The 21,136-nt window shown below is 29.0% G+C and carries 20 protein-coding genes; 6 read left to right on the top strand and 14 right to left on the bottom strand.

Features of this window, described 5'->3' with window-relative positions; translation table 11 throughout:
* Nucleotides 1–72: 72 nt before the first annotated feature.
* The 3 genes from KQI88_RS00635 to splB all read right to left on the bottom strand — a co-directional run bounded on the left by KQI88_RS00635 (nucleotide 73) and on the right by splB (nucleotide 3,219).
* The gene (locus KQI88_RS00635; RefSeq protein ID WP_216414436.1) at nucleotides 73–612 is read right to left on the bottom strand and encodes a DUF5698 domain-containing protein; all 540 of its coding nucleotides are present in this window, start codon (nucleotides 610–612) and stop codon (nucleotides 73–75) included.
* Between the two features lie 678 nt (nucleotides 613–1,290).
* Entirely contained in the window at nucleotides 1,291–2,049 is a 759-nt protein-coding gene (locus tag KQI88_RS00630; RefSeq protein WP_216414435.1) for an exodeoxyribonuclease III, read from the bottom strand.
* A gap of 147 nt (nucleotides 2,050–2,196) precedes the next feature.
* A complete protein-coding gene (splB, locus tag KQI88_RS00625) occupies nucleotides 2,197–3,219 on the bottom strand; it encodes a spore photoproduct lyase (protein WP_216414434.1) in 1,023 nt (340 codons plus the stop codon).
* 353 nt (nucleotides 3,220–3,572) lie between these two features.
* Between splB and KQI88_RS00620 the strand changes: the two genes are divergently transcribed.
* Both KQI88_RS00620 and KQI88_RS00615 read left to right on the top strand, forming a co-directional pair.
* A complete protein-coding gene (locus KQI88_RS00620; protein ID WP_216414433.1) occupies nucleotides 3,573–4,466 on the top strand; it encodes an AraC family transcriptional regulator in 894 nt (297 codons plus the stop codon).
* Nucleotides 4,467–4,564: 98 nt separating this feature from the next.
* A complete protein-coding gene (locus KQI88_RS00615; RefSeq protein ID WP_216414432.1) occupies nucleotides 4,565–5,320 on the top strand; it encodes a class I SAM-dependent methyltransferase in 756 nt (251 codons plus the stop codon).
* Nucleotides 5,321–5,396: 76 nt separating this feature from the next.
* On the opposite strand, the gene KQI88_RS00610 is transcribed toward KQI88_RS00615, so the two are convergent.
* Entirely contained in the window at nucleotides 5,397–6,320 is a 924-nt protein-coding gene (locus KQI88_RS00610; protein WP_216414431.1) for a LysR family transcriptional regulator, read from the bottom strand.
* A 126-nt stretch (nucleotides 6,321–6,446) separates the two neighbouring features.
* On the opposite strand from KQI88_RS00610, the gene KQI88_RS00605 reads away from it, so the two are divergent.
* Nucleotides 6,447–7,307: a DMT family transporter gene (locus tag KQI88_RS00605; protein WP_216414430.1), complete on the top strand. Its 861-nt coding sequence runs from the start codon at nucleotides 6,447–6,449 to the stop codon at nucleotides 7,305–7,307.
* A gap of 128 nt (nucleotides 7,308–7,435) precedes the next feature.
* Here the strand turns inward: KQI88_RS00605 and KQI88_RS00600 are convergent, their stop codons facing one another.
* From KQI88_RS00600 to KQI88_RS00590, 3 genes are read right to left on the bottom strand one after another with little or no spacing between them, the layout of a single operon-like run.
* Nucleotides 7,436–8,293, bottom strand: coding sequence for a hypothetical protein (locus KQI88_RS00600; RefSeq protein ID WP_216414429.1), 858 nt, complete (start codon nucleotides 8,291–8,293; stop codon nucleotides 7,436–7,438).
* A 39-nt stretch (nucleotides 8,294–8,332) separates the two neighbouring features.
* The gene (locus KQI88_RS00595; protein ID WP_216414428.1) at nucleotides 8,333–9,040 is read right to left on the bottom strand and encodes a hypothetical protein; all 708 of its coding nucleotides are present in this window, start codon (nucleotides 9,038–9,040) and stop codon (nucleotides 8,333–8,335) included.
* A 24-nt stretch (nucleotides 9,041–9,064) separates the two neighbouring features.
* Nucleotides 9,065–10,351, bottom strand: a complete 1,287-nt coding sequence (locus KQI88_RS00590; protein WP_216414427.1) for an SPFH domain-containing protein — start codon at nucleotides 10,349–10,351, stop codon at nucleotides 9,065–9,067.
* Between the two features lie 376 nt (nucleotides 10,352–10,727).
* Between KQI88_RS00590 and KQI88_RS00585 the strand changes: the two genes are divergently transcribed.
* Nucleotides 10,728–11,282: a sigma-70 family RNA polymerase sigma factor gene (locus tag KQI88_RS00585; protein WP_216414426.1), complete on the top strand. Its 555-nt coding sequence runs from the start codon at nucleotides 10,728–10,730 to the stop codon at nucleotides 11,280–11,282.
* A 3-nt stretch (nucleotides 11,283–11,285) separates the two neighbouring features.
* The gene (locus tag KQI88_RS00580) at nucleotides 11,286–12,326 is read left to right on the top strand and encodes a DUF4179 domain-containing protein (protein WP_216414425.1); all 1,041 of its coding nucleotides are present in this window, start codon (nucleotides 11,286–11,288) and stop codon (nucleotides 12,324–12,326) included.
* Nucleotides 12,327–12,363: 37 nt separating this feature from the next.
* On the opposite strand, the gene KQI88_RS00575 is transcribed toward KQI88_RS00580, so the two are convergent.
* A complete protein-coding gene (locus tag KQI88_RS00575; protein ID WP_216414424.1) occupies nucleotides 12,364–12,801 on the bottom strand; it encodes a MarR family winged helix-turn-helix transcriptional regulator in 438 nt (145 codons plus the stop codon).
* A 157-nt stretch (nucleotides 12,802–12,958) separates the two neighbouring features.
* Between KQI88_RS00575 and KQI88_RS00570 the strand changes: the two genes are divergently transcribed.
* Nucleotides 12,959–13,960 (top strand): YhdH/YhfP family quinone oxidoreductase, encoded by a 1,002-nt coding sequence (locus KQI88_RS00570; protein WP_246579068.1) that lies wholly within the window; start codon nucleotides 12,959–12,961, stop codon nucleotides 13,958–13,960.
* 106 nt (nucleotides 13,961–14,066) lie between these two features.
* Here the strand turns inward: KQI88_RS00570 and KQI88_RS00565 are convergent, their stop codons facing one another.
* The 6 genes from KQI88_RS00565 to KQI88_RS18400 form a co-directional block, all read right to left on the bottom strand.
* Nucleotides 14,067–16,097: an FtsX-like permease family protein gene (locus tag KQI88_RS00565; RefSeq protein ID WP_216414423.1), complete on the bottom strand. Its 2,031-nt coding sequence runs from the start codon at nucleotides 16,095–16,097 to the stop codon at nucleotides 14,067–14,069.
* The gene (locus KQI88_RS00560; protein ID WP_216414422.1) at nucleotides 16,087–16,854 is read right to left on the bottom strand and encodes an ABC transporter ATP-binding protein; all 768 of its coding nucleotides are present in this window, start codon (nucleotides 16,852–16,854) and stop codon (nucleotides 16,087–16,089) included. The genes KQI88_RS00565 and KQI88_RS00560 overlap by 11 nt, the downstream gene beginning before the upstream one ends.
* A 228-nt stretch (nucleotides 16,855–17,082) precedes the next feature.
* Nucleotides 17,083–18,018 (bottom strand): sensor histidine kinase, encoded by a 936-nt coding sequence (locus KQI88_RS00555; RefSeq protein ID WP_330656067.1) that lies wholly within the window; start codon nucleotides 18,016–18,018, stop codon nucleotides 17,083–17,085.
* Between the two features lie 74 nt (nucleotides 18,019–18,092).
* Nucleotides 18,093–18,761, bottom strand: a complete 669-nt coding sequence (locus tag KQI88_RS00550) for a response regulator transcription factor (protein ID WP_216414420.1) — start codon at nucleotides 18,759–18,761, stop codon at nucleotides 18,093–18,095.
* A 221-nt stretch (nucleotides 18,762–18,982) separates the two neighbouring features.
* Nucleotides 18,983–19,600 carry a hypothetical protein gene (locus tag KQI88_RS00545; protein WP_216414419.1) on the bottom strand — a complete coding sequence of 206 codons (618 nt, stop codon included), beginning with the start codon at nucleotides 19,598–19,600 and terminating at the stop codon, nucleotides 18,983–18,985.
* A gap of 286 nt (nucleotides 19,601–19,886) precedes the next feature.
* The gene (locus KQI88_RS18400; protein ID WP_330655983.1) at nucleotides 19,887–21,068 is read right to left on the bottom strand and encodes an amino acid racemase; all 1,182 of its coding nucleotides are present in this window, start codon (nucleotides 21,066–21,068) and stop codon (nucleotides 19,887–19,889) included.
* Nucleotides 21,069–21,136: the final 68 nt, after the last annotated feature.

The following is a 21,136-nucleotide window of genomic DNA, read 5'->3' as shown; positions in this document are numbered from 1 at the left end:
AATATTGTTTTTTTCCCTAACTGCATAGAATTCATTTTTATCATTCCTTTGCATTAGATTATACTTAAGTTTTTATGTCGTTTGAACTCTTGTTGTAGTAATTTTTCCATTTACTTTACTTAGGTTTTTAATTTTAAGAGTTGGGTTACTTACACCACATTCATTTAAAATATCTTGAAATACATGAAACTCTTTTCTCTTAATAACAACTTCAACTTTGTATCTTGTATCTTCATTATTACCTTGGGCACGAAAGTTATTAACTGTATAACCTTCTATTCTAAGCTTTTCTGCAATTTTCATCATTTTGTTTTTATTGCTTAAAAATAAGTCAACTTCCAAAATACCTAAAGCTAACCTATCTTCGATTATACCACCAATAATTACTCCTGCTGTTTTTCCTAAAGCATAAGAAATAGTAAAATGTATCCCATTAGAACTAGTTACTTTACTTACAATTGTTGCAAAAATCATAGAATCTATAAATACTAGAACATATACTGGATTCATGATATTTTTTGACATTAGCATAGTTTTTAATGTTGCTAGTACATTGGTTAGAGAAGTTATTAAAAATAAACCTACAAGCGAAAATATAATTTCTTTTGTCACCTACACACCTCCTTCTTTTTTATTGTAATAAAATATGGCACAACAAAAAACTAATATATTATATTAGTCCATAATCAGCTATTTATCTCGATTTCATGTATAAAAATAAACAGATATACTTTGTAAATCAAATCACTTTAAAAATTTTATCATTTAAATAGTTTATATCGGAATTTTAGGGTTTCTAGTGTAAAACAAGATAAGAGTTATATTCTTGTAGCACTTTGAAATAGAATGAAAAGTATCTTAATAATAATTTTGGAATTAGAGATAAGGTTATTTCGAAAAATTATTTTCTATACTTCTGTTCAGCTCCAGCCGATTATTTTGCCAATTTGTTCATTATATCACATTACTCCGATGTATGTCAATATATATAATTAATGTAAAATAAAAACATTCATCTTATTTCTGGTAGCAATTTACCTCATGTAACTAACTCCCATGATATACTTGTTGGAAATACAACTGCATCTGGAAATGTTGTAATAGAAAGCTTACACCACTCTGGCATAAACACAATTACAAATGCAAAATGTGTTGAAATTACAGAAAGTGTTGTAGTTAAAAAAGACGGTAATCTACAAGAAATCCGTAGCAAGAAGAATATAAAGGTAATTCAATCTCCTAAATTTAAACCATGCTATACCTGATCAGGTATAGCATGGTTTGTTGTTTTTAAATGTCTAGTACAAGTTTCACTGGACAATGGTCTGAGCCTAATATCTCATTATGTATATCTGCACTTACTAGTTTATCCTTTAGTCTTTCCGAAACACAAAAATAATCTATTCTCCACCCCGCATTATTTTTTCTAGCATTAAACATATAGGACCACCAAGTGTAAGCTCCTTCTTTCTCTGGATAGAAATATCTATATGTATCAATGAAACCACTTTGTAAAAGTTCAGTGAATTTTCCTCTTTCTTCATCACTAAAACCAGCATTTTTCCTATTGCTATTTGGATTTTTAAGATCTATTTCATTGTGCGCAACATTTAAATCTCCACATACTATTACAGGTTTCTTTTTATCAAGGTTATTTATATACTCCCTAAAGCAATCTTCCCACTGCATTCTGTAATCTAGTCTTGCCAGTTCTCTCTGAGAATTTGGAGTATATACCGTTATAACGTAATATTCCTCAAATTCTAATGTAATAACTCTTCCTTCATTGTCATGCCCTTCTATACCTAGTCCATAGGTCACAGAAATTGGTTCTTCCTTAGTAAAAATAGCAGTACCAGAATAACCTTTCTTTTCTGCATAGTTCCAATACTGGTAGTATCCTTCAAGTTCTAAATCTATCTGCCCTTCTTGAAGTTTACTTTCTTGAATACAAAATATATCTGCATCTACTTCATTAAAGTAGTCCAAAAATCCTTTTTGAACACAAGCTCTTATTCCATTAACATTCCACGAAATTAGTTTCTTCATTCTGCTGCTCCTCCCTTTAATTAATATATGTAGATATATTGTACCATTATTTTTTATATTAACCTAGGGATTATCATCTGCTTATAATAAGCTAACTCCTTAAGAAACTGAGAGTAAGGTTAAATCGTGGCTTATTCTAATGTCTATCTATATTATATACTTTATATTCTTGTTTTTAAATTTACTATCTATCTCTAATTGAAAAAAATCCTTCATATCCTGCAGCTCTTCTTTTGTATATACAAATTTACCATATCCAAATTGACCATATTTATATTTTCTTTCCTCATCATTCATAGGCAACGTGGTCTCTGGGAAAACTTGCAATATAGTATTTTTAGCTTTAGTAGTATATCTATGGGAAATAACCTCGAAGCCAATAGGTTTATCTATGTCCTTTGGTAAAATTGTATATAGCATATCTATAAGCTCTCTATAATCTTCTTTCCAATTATCATATATAAATACTGGAGCTATTATAAATCCTATAGGATATCCACTATCTGCAAGTTTTGCGGCAGCTTCTATTCTCCTTTTTACTCCCGCTGTATAATGTTCATACTCTTTTATTATTTTATCCGTATTTATGCTAAATCTAACCTCTGTGTGTCCATTATGTTTTGCATCTATTAAGCTATCTACGTCATTATATTTAGTAACGAATCTAAATCTAGCAAATTCTTCTTTACCAAAGTACTCTATAGCTTTTTTAAGTGAATTAGTATATGGCTCTACTGGAATAGGATCTGAAGTAGCAGCTCCTTCAAATATAGTTATTTCTGGTTTTCTTGCATCTATATATTTTTTAGCCTGATTTAATATATCATCCACATTTACATGTACCCTTACAAAAGGTTTATCACCTAATTGAGTATTTAAATAACAGTATTCACATTGTCCCATACAGCCGCTAACCAATGGAAGCTGATAATGGGCCGATGGCTTACAGCTTTGAAACTTTAGACTCTTTTTTGTACCAACTACTAGGGTTTTTTTACCCTCTCTATATTTTTTATACATATCTTCCCCTGGTATATATTGATTAATTTTATTTGATGTAAGTTTTATAATTTCGACCTCTGAATCATTTCTAAATCTATCATATAATTCTTTACCTAATGGATAATCTAAGGATTCTTTTTCAAGTAATACTCGATTTGGTATAAACATAAAAACAACTCCCTCCTAGTTTAAATATATTTTTGCCTATATAGAGGGTTATTATTAATTTAAATTTAGAATGTTTTAGCACTATACTATAAGGATCGAGTAAAATTGTTTGGCAAAATAAATGTCACTTACTTATGTTGAGATTCACCTTAAAGTTTTACAAGCATTGTTTATAAAGTGAATAACAAATAGATTCAACAGTAAAAATTTTTAATTCTATTTTAACTCTGTGCTAAAATGGGATGTATCGTAATGTAGTTTTAAAAAGTAACAAAATAGGATAAGAAAATTTTACTTCATATTGATATTATATAATTAACCTAGGTAGGTTTTTATTTGAAGGGAGGCCTCTAATGCACTACTTAAATTTAATACAGAAAACTTTAGACTATATTGATGATCATATACTAGAAAAAATAACCGTGGATGAACTAGCTAAAATATCAGGATTTTCAACATATCATTATTATAAAGTCTTTAACAGTTTTGTTGGCATGCCTGTAATGGAGTATATAACTAGGCGTAAACTTCAATATGCTCTCTATGATCTTAGTAATGGACAAAAAGTACTGGACATCGCCTTAACCTATGGTTTTGAAACCCATGCTGGTTTCACAAAGGCTTTCAAAAAATCCTTTGGATATCCTCCAAGCTTTTATAGAATACACGCACCAATTGGTCTACTTAAAAGGATTGATCTAAAAAAATTAAGAGAAAATAAAACTGGAGGTATTATAATGCAGCCTAAAATAATTAACAGAGATTCCTTTAAAATAGTTGGATATGAATTTAAAACAACTCTAAGAAATAATGCCCATTCTCGAGATATACCAGCTTTTTGGGATAACTGTAATCTTGAAGGTAAGGAAGCTAAACTATATGAAACACAGTCACCCCCTAGACATGGCGAGTATGGTATTTGCGTGAATACCAATATGGAAACCGACGAGTTTTCCTATATTTTAGGAGTAGAAGTGACCAGCTTTGAAAATGCTATGGTAGATATGTATAAACTTGAGGTTCCATCGGCAACCTATGCTGTATTTACTACCCCTTCTGTTGAGGACCCTGATTTTGTAGATTCTATTCAAGGTACTTGGAAATATATACTAGAAGAATGGTTTCCAAACTCTGGATATGAAATTGATGATACAAAACTAGATTTTGAGTTTTACGACGAACGTTGTCATCCTTGGGAGTATAGCAAAGTTTCTATGGAAATCTATGTGCCTATTAAAAAAATCTAAACTAATTAATAGATTTTAAAGTTGATTCTCTATTTGAATTAAGGTGAAAATTTAATTATTATATTATTAATATTAACTTAGATTGGAGGTGAAATACTATGTTCAGCTTTTATAGTAAGCTTTCTACAGAAGTATATGATATAGATAAACCTATTGGTCACTCTTTTGGAGATGTTGAATTTTATAGGGAAAGACTTGAAAATTTGAATGGAAGAATTCTTGAGCCAGCAGTTGGAACAGGTCGTATATTAATTCCTCTATTGGATGCAGGACTTAATGTAGACGGTATAGATGTTTCTTGTGAAATGCTAGATTTATGCAAATCTTATTGTAAAGAAAGAGGACTTAAACCTGAGCTTTATCAGGAAAATATGCAGTCTTTTTCTCTGCCACATAGATATGAAGCTGTTATTGTTCCTACTGGTTCTTTTTTACTACTAGAGAATAGAAATGATTCTATCAATGCACTGAAATGCTTTTACGAACATCTTTCCATAGGTGGTCGACTTATCATTGATATTTTTATGCAAACGAATTTTAAAACTGGAGTTACTTCAACAAGAACCTGGACCACTCCTACAGGAGATTTAATCACATTAAATGAAACACTTGTAGAGGTTAACTTTATAAATCAATATACTGTATCTCATATGCGATATGAAAAATGGCGTAATAAAAAATTAATACAAACTGAATTAGAGCGTTTCCCCCTTAGGTGGTATGGAGTTGAGGAGTTTAAATTGATTCTCGAAAGTATCGGTTTCTCAGATATTATTATCTCCTCAGATTATAAGTTAGGACAATATCCAACAAAACAAGATCAAATTATTACCTTTGAAGCATATCGAAAATAGAGCTGATATCTAATAAACCAAGAATGGGCCGAGCTAGAATTTAAATTCCAGCTCGGCCCAAGGTTATTATGATTTTTTAATAACTGCTATCCACTGGAAAACTTAAGCCCTCACCATCTGTTGAGTATACAATTTTAGCATAGTGTTCTAAAATTTCAAGACATTCCTGCTTCATTTTGTTCATATGCTTATTCCTAATCTTATAACATATTCTTGGTGGGGCTGGATATTTAAGCTTTTGAATAATAAACTTTTTATATATAATAAAATGATTTGCTATTGATCTGGGCACGATTGCCCACTGATTTTCATCATACATTAGTGAAAAAACCAATGCAGCTGTATCAACTATTATTCTCGAGCTAGATATTGGATCCCACCATTTTTCATGCCAAATTTGATAAGATGGTCCCCAATTCATAAAAATTTCATGATTACTATTTAATTCTTCAGGTGAAATTAGTTCATTGTGAACTCGGTAATCCGTAGCCAAACGGACAACAACCATCTCATCCTCATAGAAAGGTTCAACCAATACATTAGGTATAATTCTTTCTTTTTTTACAAAAGCAATATCAATATCTCTCCGTTCAACACTTTCATACGATTCGTCAGTATGTTGAGAACGAATTTCTATATTTATAATTGGGTTATGTTGGCACAATTTCTGATATAGTGGTGACAAAATATAGCTGTTAAAGCTGTCAGCACCTCCTATAATTATACTCAGCTTTGTTCCTCTCTTTTTTAAAATTTCCATCTCTTGTTGAAGACTCATCCATCTTTCGCAGATATTAATAAATTCTTCTCCAAAAGGTGTCAGTATTATTTCTTGCACACCTTTTTTTCTAATTAAAAGCTTTTTACCCACCTCTTGCTCTAAAACTTTTAATCTATAACTTATGGTTGACTGTGAAAGATGTAATTCTTCAGCAGCATTCGTTAAAGTCTTAGTTTTAACAATAGTTAAAAAAGCTTCTATCCCCAAATAATTTAGCATTTATATCTCCCCATTTATCTAATTTTTAGATATTTATTATCTATTTTTTGAGCTTTACATCTATTATTTCTATATATAAAATTAACATACCAAGAAAAAAACATCAATATTATTGGAGGAATTAAAATGACAGGCATAGGCTTTATACTAATTATTCTTTCTGCAATTTTTCACGCAACATGGAATTATGCTACTAAAAAGATTGAAAGCAATACAACTTTTATTTGGTTGTTTTCATGTATTTCTTCAATCGTTTATTTACCTTTTGCTTTGGCATCATTATTTATTTATGAGGTTAATTTTAAATTCTACTTTATTTTCTTTATTATAGGAAGTGCAGCATTACATTCTATTTACACTATATTGCTGAGTAAAGGTTATAGAATAGGAAATCTTTCTGTTATATACCCTTTAGCCAGAGGAACAGGCCCACTATTTTCAACTATTATAGCTATTGTTTTCTTAAATGAGAGTGCTTCTTTAACCGCAATGGTTGGTATCTTTCTAATGATATTAGGAATTGTTACAATTACAGGAAACCCTGTGTCAATCCTAAAATCAAATAAAGATAGTTCTCTTATTTACGCTTTCCTATGTGGTCTTACAATTGCTTCTTATACTATCTTTGATAAAATAGCAGTAAGCACACTTATGTTACCGCCAATTCTGCTAGATTGGTCAGTAAATTTTGGGCGAATTCTGCTTCTCACTCCTTACTCATTACGTAGAAAGGATCAAATAAAACATTTAATGCTTAATCATAAAAAAGAAGTATTTACAGTAGCAATATTATCTCCACTATCATATATTTTAGTTTTAACTGCTATGGTTTTTACCCCTGTATACTATGTTGCACCAATGAGAGAACTCAGTATTTTAATTGGAACATTTCTTGGCGTTAAATTGCTGTCAGAAGATTTGAGTAAAACAAAGCTAATTGGTATATGTGTAATGATAATTGGGCTAATTATGCTATCACTAGCATAAGGAATGTTAGATTTTGACATATTAGCAAATCTAAATCCATTAAACAAACATTTTTAACAAATAAAAAACATCTTTTCTAATAGAAAAAGAAAAGATGTTTTTATTTATTTGACTATTTTCTCACTTTCTTAATTATCAATTGGCGAACCACAGTATTGGCATTCAGCTAAATTACCTCTAATAATCCTATTATTGGCACCACAGCCTTTACAAGCAACAACAGTCTCTGATGTATTAGTATTCCTGTTATTATTAGTATTGGTATTAATATTAGAATCAGTATTAAATGCCATATCCATTAAAGGCTGTAAGTTTTCAAATACCCTCCTTGCAGTATCAGGATCAACATTACCACTAGTAGTAGTGGTAGAATGTACACTTGTATATACATTACTACGTGGTGCTTGATTACTACGCGTTTCTTGATTACTATGCACATTTCCATAATTTAATCTTTGCTCTCTAGGAAAAATAATTTCTCCTGTTGCTTCGTTAATATATATACCAGTTAAATAACCTTTCTTAATCAAGTTTTGTATATCCTTTTTTGCAGTTTTATATGATGTTGGTATGGCTGCCGCTATATTATTAATAGATGTTTCTTTGTTAGTTAAGATAATCGATATATATTTTTTAAGCTTCTCTGCATCCTTTCTCTTTTTCCTACCAAGGAAGATCAGTGAAAAACCTAGAATTAAAAAGAATACAATCACATTAATATCACTATTGTCAATATCTTGTGGTGGGATTACTAGTATTACAAAAGCCAAGGTTCCAATGAAAACCAATATTCCACCAAATACAGTAATTATAATTCCTTTAGAATTAGTATCAACTTTAGTTCTCTTCCAAATTAAAAATATTCCAACTGGAAAAGATAACATTGTTATAATAGTAAGTGCTGGAAAAGACAGCCACCACGGTATTTTAGGATTTGTAAGACTTTCTTGGTCGTTAGTATTATAGCTGCTATAGTTTATTCCCATTTTATTTTCCTCCTTGCTTTCAACTCTACTAAAATTATTTTAATAACCTCCTCGTTTTGCCTGAAGAGTTATCATATTTCTTTCTTTAATCATGGAAATAATATTATCTATATATTGATTTACTTCAACTTCTTTCATTTCTTTATCATTTAAATAGCTAGATAATAATGTTATTTTATTATTGATTTCTCTATCTAAAGCCGCATTTGTAGAAATCTTATCACTGTATTTTAAAATTTCATATAATTCATCAAGGTGATTTCTATAAGATTGAAACTCTACATTGCTTTTAAGAGAGAACGCAATGTTTTCCCCATCATGCAAATAATTTTGCTGGCTTATATTATTGTTAGAGCTTTGGACATTAGAGGAGACTATAAACAAGGTTATACAAATAATAGCTGTAATACCCATTATTATAATTTGTACTGTAATAAAACCGCCTAGGTTATCATTGAATATTACTCTAAAAAACAAAGACACCAATGTAGTTAATATCCAATAACCACTCAATGCTGTAATTATTCCTGACCTAATAAGTGCCGTCTTCATATAAGCACTATTTACAGATAGTAAAATCAATCCAGCAAACAAGGCAAATTCTGAAATCATCACAAAAATCAAGCTCGCATAGTCAAAGCTTGTTCTTTCACCTTTTGAGAAGCCTACGAAAAAAGTCACTAATGTAACAGTTGCTATTATTAAACATATTATAATATTTGCAACTAATCTTTTATTATTTTTCATCTGATCCCTCCTCATAGTCAAAAACTACATTTTATTACCACATTCCGGACAAAACTTAGGACTACCTTCTATTTCAAAATTGCAGCTTGAACATCTTTTTACTAAGCTTATTCCACACTCAGGGCAAAATTTATTTTTCCCTTTTATTGATGTACCACAGTTAGAACATGGCCTTGGCATTGAAGTCCCACATTTATGACAATTATCCGCACCCATATTCACATCTGCTTTACACTCTGGACAAGGATTGTATGGATCACCACATTCAGGACAGAATTTTACATTTTTATCATATTTATAATTACAATTACTGCACATAATTTGTTCTTTATCTATTGAATCATCAAAATTATATCCACATCGACCACAAAACCGCTTTTCTATTTTAAGAGTAGCATCGCAGTTAGGACAGCTTTTTGTTTTAGCTGTTATATTTATATTTTCCACTATCCCACCAAATTGAGAACCAATAGCACCTCCCATACCAGCCCCCATTCCTAAACCAATTCCAGCTCCTATTAGTCCAGATTGAGCTGAACCAGGATTAGTAGCAGCTCCGTCCAAAGTATCAAAGGAGCGTTCTTGTATATAGTTATATCCTACAATGTCCATTTCAGCTCGCTTTGCTAAAGCGTCTTTTAGTTTGGCCACCCCAGAATCATCTTCTGGAATATTTATGTCATTTACGTAGAAATTAACTAGCTTTATTCCATATTCCGACATTATAGGTGCCATTTTCTCCTTTATATGCTCGGATAATTCATCAACATATGCATTTATCTCCAAAACACTTACTTTTTTATGTACTAAATAGGAAGATATAGCATCTCTTGCCTTTGTAAGGTATATCCCTCTAAAAAACCTTATCAAATTATCTTTATCAAATACAGGAAGGGTACCAACTAACTTCATTAAAAACTTTCTTGAATCTTCAATTTGAATCCCAAATTGACCAAAAGATCTCAGTGAAATAAATATTCCATATTTAGGATCCTGAAGCTGAATTGGTGTAGGTGTGCCCCACTTTACATCAAGGGACACTATCTTGTTTATATACCAAATTTCCGCAATAAAAGGTGAACGTCCACCAAAGGGAAGATTTACTATTTTATTTAAAAGTGGAATATTTGCAGTTTCCAAAGTATGTCTTCCAGCTGAAAATGAATCTAGAGCTTGCCCGCCTTTAAATAAGATAGCCTCCTGAGATTCATTAACAATAAGCTGTGTCCAAGTTCCCAGCTCTTCATTCGGATATTTCCAAGCAAATACATCTGGATTTCCATTATATTTTACAACCTCTACTATTCCCATTATGAACACCTCTCTATATTAATTGATTTAGTTTAAAATCTTTAACTTAAATAAACATTAGTTTATTTTTACTTTATAATCTTTATTCAAATACCTTTGAATCTATGTAGTTTTTATTGTTAATCTCATTATTATATGTACTACCGTTTTATATTGCAATCTATACTTTTCGACATATTTTCATTTTATTCCTTCATAAACCTAAAATTCACCATGAATTTTAAACCGCAAAATTCGACAAAATGTACCTGCCTATTTGGTAGATATATTATTACTAAAAATTTTTACAATTTCTTGATAGATAATATATTATAGAGTACGAAGTATTAAGTGTCCGGACAAATTAAACAGTAAACCTATGAAAGGAGGGAACTGAATGGGGAGGATTACAGAAGAAAATTTTATTGATCGGCTAAAAAGCAGGGACGAAAAAGCTCTAGAATATGTTATAGATACTTATGGATGGATTATTAAATCCATTGTTAGGAAGCATTTATATAACTTAGAAAGTCATCAAGAAGAATGTATAAATGATATACTTTTAGGAATTTGGAACAATATATATAGTTTTAATAAAGATAAAAGTACTTTTAAAAGTTGGGTGGCGGCAATATCAAAATATAAAACTATTGATTATAGACGGAAGTATTTAAGAGATTTAAAAAATGAAAATATAGATAATATAAAAATAATATCAGAGGATGACATTTTTAAGGAAATTACTAAAAAAGATTTAGACAAAGATTTAGATGAATTATTAAATTGCTTAAAAAATGAAGATAAAAATTTATTTCTTAGATTATATGTTGAAGAACAAGATGTTTCCCATATAAGCAAGGTAACAGGATTGAAAAAAGATGTAATTTATAACAGAGTATCTAGAGGAAAAAGAAAACTTAGAAGTATGTTTAATGTTATAGAGAGGAGATAAAAAATGAAAAAAAATATATATGATCTGTTAAATGAAGTTGAAATGGATTTAAATGAATACAATAAAGAGGAATTTACTGATATTGAAAAAAGAAAAATAAAGAATATCTTTAAAAAATCTATAAGAAAGAATACTACTCTATACAAAAAATATGTATCAACTGCTTCCATAGGTCTATTAGTAGTAACATTATTTACAACTAATTTAGGTGATAATGTTTTATCATATGCAAACACCCTTGCTTACGACATAGTAAGTTACTTAGGAATAGAGAAAAGCTTAGATGAATATAAAACAGTTGTAAATCAGTCAATATCTAAAAATGGTCTAACTATTCAATTAAACGAAGTTGTTTTAGACAATGATCAGTTAGTGGTTTCAGCTACTTCCAAATATAATGAGAAATTAGAAAACGATTCAATTTCGTTAAGCTCTAGTATTTATATAAACGGAGAAAGAGTAAATAATGGAGGTAGCGGAAGCTCAAAGCAACTAGATGATTATACAGTAGAAGAAGTGATGTTTCATAACATAAAAAATGATATCGATGGTGACTTAGATTATTTAAATGGTGACTTAAATGTTAAAGTTGTGTTCTCAGATCCAATTATTAATGGAAAAACAGTTTCAGGACAATGGGCATTTGAATTTAAAACTAATGGAGATGAGTTAGCTTTAAATACTAAAGACATTTTACTTGATTATAGTTTTAAGCTTGATAATGACCAAGAGATTATATTAGAAAAATATACTAGTAATAATTTAGGACAAAAAATCTATTTCTCAAAAGAATCAGAAGGTATTTATTACGATATGCTATTAAAAGGACATGATGATTTAGGAAATCAAGTTGAATTTTCTATGTCCAGTGCAAATGCCTATAATGGAATGTTTAAGTTAGAAACTATTAATGGAAATCTTGATAAAAATGCAAAAAAACTATATCTTACTCCTTATGCTGTTAAATTTCCTGATAAAAGCGGCAGAATGAGTAATGATTTCAAAAAAGTTGGAGAAGAGTTTACAATAAATTTATTAAAATAGTTAATAAATAATAGTAGGGCAATATTATAATATTGCCCTACTTATTTAAATCAAAATTATTGTTCATTTTCTTTAACAGGTTAAGAAATATATCTTTTTCTTCTTTAGAGAAATTTTTATATGCTGTTAAATATACTTTTTTAGAAATATCATTGAATTTACCTTCTATTGACTTACCTTTTTCGGTAAGTACTATGTAAGTTACTCTTCTATCTTCTTGACATTTTTCCTTTTGTACATATCCTAATTTTGATAACTTATTGATTAATACGGTAATAGTAGACTTGTCTTTTCCTATTAATTCTCCTATTTCCTTCATGCTTAATTTTCCATCATTGTCATACAGTACTGTAAGTATATTTCCATAGGAAGGTACTAAATCATCTAGCTCTTCTTCTTTAAGTTCTCTTTCAATAAATTCAGTCATTTTTTTCTTAGTTTTACTTATGAAATATACTATATATTTATCATTCATAACTAGACTCCCATTCTAATGTATAATTTAAATTATATATTTAATTATAATATTGTATAAACTATAAAGCAATTTACTGGATATAGTTTGATATCCAACTATATTTTTGTTATAATTAGTTTTATATAAAACTATATTTTATAGGAGGATTTTTAAAATGATCAATAATACATATAGTGCACTGTTAGTATCAGAAACGGAAGAAAAAAAATTTAAAAGAGAAATTGTAGCTAAACAAATTGAAGACCTACCAGAAGGAGACGTAATAATAAATGTAAAATATTCTTCATTAAACTATAAAGACGCTCTTTCTGCTACAGGTAATCGTGGAGTGACCAAAAACTATCCTCATACTCCAGGAATTGATGCGGCAGGTATCGTAGCTGAAAGCAATAATGATAACTTTAAGATTGGAGACAAGGTGATTGTAACAGGATATAATTTAGGAATGAATACGTCAGGAGGATATGGAGAGTATATTAGAGTTCCTGCTGAATGGATTGTAAAACTTCCTGAAAATCTTTCTTTAAGAGAAAGTATGATATATGGAACTGCTGGATTTACTGCTGCCTTATCAGTTTATAAACTAGTTAACTCAGGTGTAAAACCTAATGATGGACCTATATTAGTAACAGGAGCAACAGGAGGAGTAGGTAGTATCGCTATTTCAATCTTAAGTAAGATTGGATATAATGTAATTGCTGCTACAGGAAAAGCTTCTGAAAAAGAAATGCTATTAGGAATTGGTGCAAAGGATATAATCGATAGAAAAGAAATAGATGACGATTCTCAGAGAGCACTTTTAAAGGGTAGATGGGCAGGAGTAATAGATACAGTAGGCGGAAATATGTTAGCCACAGCAATTAAATCAACTAATTATGGGGGTATTGTAACATGTTGTGGGAATGTTGCATCTCATGAATTGTCAACATCAGTCTATCCCTTTATTCTACGAGGAGTAACATTATTTGGAATCGATTCTGTTCAATGTCCTATGGATATTAGACTTAAGATTTGGGATAAATTATCCTCAGATTGGAAGCTTAATAATTTAAATGATAATGTAGATGAAGTTTCCTTAGAAGGATTAAGTAAAAAAATAGATATGATCTTAGAAGGTACACACAAAGGTAGAACTATAGTTAATCTTAATTTATAAATTGAATTAATACCTACCATATACCAATGTATATTTAAATTGATGAGTCTCTAAAAAAACAATGATCCACCAGATAAGTTGGTGGATCATTGTTTTTATTTTGCTTTTAACTACTTTTAACTATATTTTTATATCCAGTATAAGCAGCATATAGATAGGAACCATATATTACAATAACTACAATGCCAGTTATAAATATAGTCGGTCCAAGTTTGAAAATGGCCAATAAGCCTGCATATTTTGACAATCTACCTATAATTACTAATGCTACTATAGAATGCACTAGTGCTAACATTAGAGGTGCCATAAAGTGTATTAGAATTTGAGTAAATATAGTTTTATTAATCATATGATCTGATGCCCCAATTTTTTTGAGTGTCTTATATCTATTTACACTATCACTTGCTTCTGTTAATTGTTGAATTGCTAATACTGCTGCACTTGCTATTAAAAATACAAACCCCAAGTATATTCCTATATATAAATTTGTTCCTATAGCATTTTTAGTCTCATTATATACTTGAGTTCTAGTTTCTGCACGTAAAATAAAGCCATATTTATTTAAAATTTTATCGTAATCATAATCTAAATTCGAAAATTTTTGTTTTAGTTCTTTAACCTGTTCTTCAAGGTCTTCTTTAGCCATTTCATCTATATTTTTCATATACATTGTTGAATAATATTTAGTCATATTTTCTACAGCATAATCAGGTACTATTGCAATTAAATTATACTCAATCTCTTTTAAGTCTATATCTGTTTTGAGAGTGTATTTCTTGCCATTAATGAGAGTATATTTCTTCCCATTAATATCTATCCCATTTTTATCCTTTATTAGATTGTTTATTGCTTGTTTTTCATCATTATCCCTTGTTAGCAATAAAGCTTCATTTGCTTTTAATTCTATTGTTGACTCACCTTTTAACTTTTTCATTTCATTGTATTGTGATATTCCTATAGTTTTTAAATTTCCAACATAATTTTTTAATCTAGCTTTTAAATCCTTATTTGCATACTCATTTAATAAATTAGATACTTTAATGTCTGTGCCATAAACATCTAATACAGCATACTTATAAGATTCTCTCAATTGGAAATCTACTGTTTTCAAAGCCTTTTCTATATCTCGTACTTCTTGTTGGTCACTTCTAATATTTAGTTCAATATTAGCATCAAAAGGTGTTAAATTTTCTAATCTTTCTTCTAATTTAGTCTTAATACTTAAGCTTGATGATGACATTACTATAGTTACAAATAGCATAAGACATATTATTGCCATGGATATAAAGTTTGTATTTATTTTATTATTAAACTGTTTTATAACAAATATATTTAACCTTTTTAAATATATTTGTGGATTTTTTTTCAGTATAACTAATATAAATCCAGCTAATCCAAAGAAAAACAATAGAGTACCAGCACTTCCCCATATTATAGATAAGGGGAAATTAATATTTTTAGGAGTAGGTGCAAACTTCCACCCTAAATAGTAAGCTCTTGATAAAACAGCCAAAGATAAAATGAATATTATAACTGAAACTATGGGATTTCTAGTTTTTATTTCTTCATTTTTCTTTGAGGCATTTATCATATCAATTAATTTATGCTTGGACACAACTACTGTATTAAATATCATAACTAAAATAAACATTGCGCCAAAATATATAAAAGTTTTGCCAATTGCGTTGGTAGATATAATAAATTTATATTCCTCCATATTAAATTCAAACAATTTCCCTGTAATTACTGAAATTCCTTGTGATAATACTATTCCTAGTAATAATCCTGTAACAAGTGATATCATCCCTACTACAAAGGTTTCATAAATTAATATTTTAGATACTTTTGTTTTTGACATACCTAAAGTTGTATATATTCCAAACTCTTTTTTACGTTTCTTTAATAGAGCATTATTAGCGTATATAACTAATCCACCAAAAACAACTGAAATAAATATAGATATATAGGATATTAACTTAACTAATACTTCTATTTTATTCATATCTTGCATTACTGTTTGAGAATTCATTGAGTTAAAATTGTAAAATATACATACTGCTAATGTAAGAGTTATGAAATATATTGCATAATCTTTAAAACTCTTTTTTATATTATTAATAGCTATATTAAAATACATTATTAACGTCACCCCCCAAAAGCGTCATTACTTCGATAATTCTATTAAAAAATTCTTTTCTAGAATCATTTCCCCTAACTAACTCATTAAATATTTTACCGTCTTTTATAAATAATATCCTATTAGCATAGCTTGCAGTAAAAGCATCATGGGTTACAAGTAATATAGTAGCCTCCAACTCTTTATTTAGCCTCTCAAAAGATTCTAGTAGTAATCTTGAAGATTTAGAATCTAAAGCACCTGTAGGTTCATCTGCTAATATTAATGATGGATTAGTAACTATTGCTCTAGCACAAGCTACCCTTTGCTGCTGTCCACCCGACATTTGGTATGGGTATTTATTTAAAATGTCTAAAATATTAAGCGTTTCTGCAACCTTCCTTATTAAACTATCTATTTCTTTTGGGTTTCTTTCTTGTATTGTTAAAGCTAAAGCTATATTTTCATAACCAGTTAATGTGTCAAGCAAATTGAAATCTTGAAATATAAACCCTAACTCATCTCTTCTAAATTTATCTAATTTTTTAGATTTTATCTTTGTAATATTTTGGTCATTTACAATAATCTGACCAGTTGTTACGTTGTCAATTGTTGCAATACAGTTAAGCAATGTAGTTTTACCACTTCCTGATGGTCCCATTATTCCAACAAATTCTGCTTTATCTACCTTAAAGCTTATACCATCTAATGCCTTAGTTATGATTTCTTTTTTGCCATAATACTTTTCAATGTTCTCTACACTTAATATATTTTTCATATCTATATCCTCCATTCAACTTTATTGAAATTTGCTAATTATTTTTTGAATATGTCTTATGATGTTATTATATTGAATTATTAAGAGATCACATATCGAATTAGCTTTCATTAAAGTTGCATTTTCGTAAGATAATCTTTTGCTATACATTTCCCATTGATACAAATCCTATTACACATTCATCAAAAAACTTAAATAAAAAAGTGTAAGTATTTCAACTCACACTTTTCAAATCCCTAAATTAAACTTACTTAACGGAAATATTATATTAACCTTTGTTCCTACTCCTAATTCAGATGCAATATTTATTTCTAAACCTAGCTTGTCACAAAGTTTTCTGCAAAGATATAATCCCATACCTGTAGATGCATTGTATTTTCTTCCATGCTCTCCTGTAAAGCCTTTTTCAAAAACTCTATTAATATCCTTCTCTGAAATTCCTATTCCATTATCTTGAATTGTAAGTACTACATTATTTTTATTGCTGGTTGAATATATTCTTATATTACCTTCTTTAGGCTTAATATACTTGATTGAATTACTTATGATTTGATTGAGTATAAATTGTACCCACTTTATATCACTATATACAACAGCATCTATTTCGTCTAATTGTAAATTTATCCTTTTACCTATAAAATCCTTAGAATTTCTTCTAATAGCATTATTTACAGCTGTTGATAAATCAAACTTCTTTATTATATAATCTTTACTAACATCATTGCTTCTTGAATAGTATAATGCCTGTTCTACAAACCCTTCTACTTTCTTTATTTCTTGACCTATATTATCCATAATAGGGCTTTTATTATTCTCTATAATCAACATACTTGATGAAATAGGTGTTTTAATTTCATGAACCCAGGTCTCAATATATTCTCTATATTCGGACTGAAGATTTTTATAATAATTTACATGCTCATGCATTTCTTTATTACATACTTTTAGTATATCGTAAAAAAGTTTTCCTTCTAAAAAGTCTGGTTTTTCCATGATTTCTGGCAATAAATACTTTTTATCAAGACTTTGTAATGTTTCTTCCATATTATTATAATATTTTTTATGCTTAAAAAACTCTATACTAATATAGATTATTAGAGGTAAAAACCATATAATAAAAATTAAAAATATGACAATAGTTTTTATGTCTAGTATAGCCAGCACAAAAGCCAAAATAAAAAATCCTATGAAATTTATAAACATGAACAAAAATCTTTCTTTTAAATACTCTTTTATACTCATGGCATTATATATCCCAAACCTCTCCTCGTCTCTATTACATCTTTTACACCTATATCTTCAAGTGTTTTTCTTAATCTTGTTACATTTACAGACAATGTATTATCATCAATAAAAACATCTGAATTCCATAAGTGTTCCATTAATGCTTCTCTTGATACTATAGTTCCCTTATACTTTATGAGATAAGAAAGTATTTTTATTTCATTCTTAGTTAATTGTTCTGTATTTCCTTTATAGATAATACTACCATTTAATAGATTTAACTTTATATCATTGTACTCTAATACATCACTAGGATTGCTTTTGGAAGTTCTCTTTAAAACTGCTGAAATACGAGCTAAAAGTATTTGTGTGTTATAAGGTTTCGTGATAAAATCATCTGCACCTAAATTCATACTCATAAGTTCATCTGTTTCACTATCTCTACTTGTAACTACTATTATTGGTACATCCGAATTTTTTCTAACTTCTCTACATATATGATATCCATCAAAAACAGGTAAATTTATATCTAATAAAATTAGATCAGCATTGGATCTATATATATACTCAACTATATTGCTAAAATCATCTGGAGCATCAACCTCGTAACCATATTTAGATAAAAATATTTTAAGTTCTTCTCTTATGGTTTCAGTATCCTCTATTATAATAATTTTTTGCATATCTATCCTCCAATACAACTTGCTTAAAGCTATTTAGTTACTTATTACATATTATATCAGAAAAATGATCATTTTATGAAATCTAGGTCTTTTGAATATACACAGGCATAATACTTTAAATTATAAAAGACTATGTATAGATTTATTATAAAAATAACTCTATACATAGCCTATTTATAAAATTTATATCGTTATATGAATTGATTTATTAGTTTTAGGATTTATTCAAAATGTGATAAGAAAACTTTCATTTTAACAGTTCTTACTTCTTTCGTTTCATAATCAAAACTTACACTCATATAAACCTTATTTATATCAAATGATATAATAGCAACACTTCCATCTGGATTTGTAAATTCCTTATAGTCTTCCATTTTTTCTTCAAATGCTTTTTTTACATCTTCTAGCTTCATTCCTTTAAGGTTAACATTATCTACTAAAATATTGTCTGTATCATAGCTTCCACTCCAGGAAGGATCTTTATATACTATTTCATATTCATTAACAATACATTCTTCCAAAGGAATAGTATCCTTAGTATTATTTAAAAAACTTACCATACCTACTATGCTATTGTCCTTGCTCACATAAGCAGCTACATCATAGGTCATAGTTGGCATTTCTTCTCCCGCAATATCTTCTTCTAAGCTTTTGTCTAAGGTTACTCTATAGCCTGCATCAATAAATGTCTGTAATGTTGACTGTCCAAGTAGAATTTCGGTACCATTCACATTTATATTCAGTGGTTCAAAGGTAGGTCCTTTCTCGCTACAGCCTACAATTGAAAATACTAAAAACATACTTAATAAAATCATTAATCTTTTTTTTGCTTTTAACATATGACTATCCCCTTCGCTGAAATAATATTATAAGCTTGGATATTTAGATAGTTAAAATATCCACAAGTACAATGATACTAAGTTATAATGGAAAAATCAAGAATATAAATCGTAAACAAATTTAATAAAGAAGTGTAAATATACTTCTTTAAAACTACGACAAGAAGCCGCATTGTACATATAAAAGCCCTACCTCACCTTATAAATCAAGGAAAAATAGGGCTTTCTATACTGCACTAGTCGGGATTCGTCGTTACCACGCACTGATTACGAGCGTCTACTTTAATTACATTCCAAGAGAATACCTTAATATTTTATTTACATGAAGTTCTACAGTGTTTAAAACTTCTATTTCAAGATCAGCTTCAGAAATAATTAGTGGTAATTCTGTGCATCCTAATATTACACCTTCTACATCATACTTCTTAATAATATTAATAAGCCTTTCTTTGCTATTCTTATGAAATATACCTATAGCCAACTCATCAAAAATAATATCATTGATTAATACTCTTTCATCTTCAGATGGAACAATTACATCTATTCCGAACTGATTTAAGTAATTTTCATAAAAACCACTTTCCATTGTATATTTTATACCTAACAGCAAAATCTTTTTCAATCCTTTTTCCTTTGCCTTTTCTCCAACAGCCTCTACAATGCTGATCATAGGTAGTTTAGTAAGATTCTTTACTTCATCATATACTGAATGTGGTGAATTTGCAGACATAATTATAAAATCTGCCCCACTATTTTCTAGTGAATACATGCCTTCCATTATATACTTAATATAGCCCTCTTTATCCCCATTATCCTCAAAGTCAGTAAATTTCTGAAAGTCTAAGCTGTATATAATTATTTCTGGATAATAATAATCCCCTTTAAGCTCATAATATTTCTTTAATATAAGCTCATAATACTTAATAGTTGACTCATGACTTATTCCACCTAATATCCCAATTTTTTTTGACAGTTTAGTTTCTACGGTTTTAAGTCTAAAAGAATGATCGTCTATTGCCTTTGAAATAGCTAATACTCCTTTTAAATGATCGTATTCATGCTGTAATAATTCAGCAATATCTCCTTCTACTTCTATTACATTATCATTCCAATCCAAATCTTTATAGTATATTTTGCAATGATTGTACCTCTTTACTTTCACGAGCAAATTTGGAAAAGACATACAATCATCCCATACTTCTATCATTTCATTATCTAAAAACTCTAATTTAGGATTAATAAAGATGGTTTCACAATCATTAATGTTCATGTAGATGATTCTTTTAAAATACCCCAGTTGAGGAGCAGCTATTGCTCTTCCATATCCATATTTTTCTCTAAAATCCATTAAGGTATCGTGTAAATCTTTAATAATGTGTTTAACATCTCTAATCTCTTCATATCTAACTTCTTTAGATATTTTGTATAAATCTTCGTTACCTAATAATAATACTTGCTTTACTGGCATATTATCTCTCCTTCACTTATAAAATTGGTTACGCAATATTAATAAGCAAATATTATGCCAAATATAAA

Origin of the sequence: Alkaliphilus flagellatus, from assembly GCF_018919215.1 — a bacterium.
GTDB classification, from domain to species: Bacteria; Bacillota; Clostridia; order Peptostreptococcales; family Natronincolaceae; genus Alkaliphilus_B; species Alkaliphilus_B flagellatus.
This window is presented reverse-complemented; position numbering and strand designations above follow the sequence as displayed.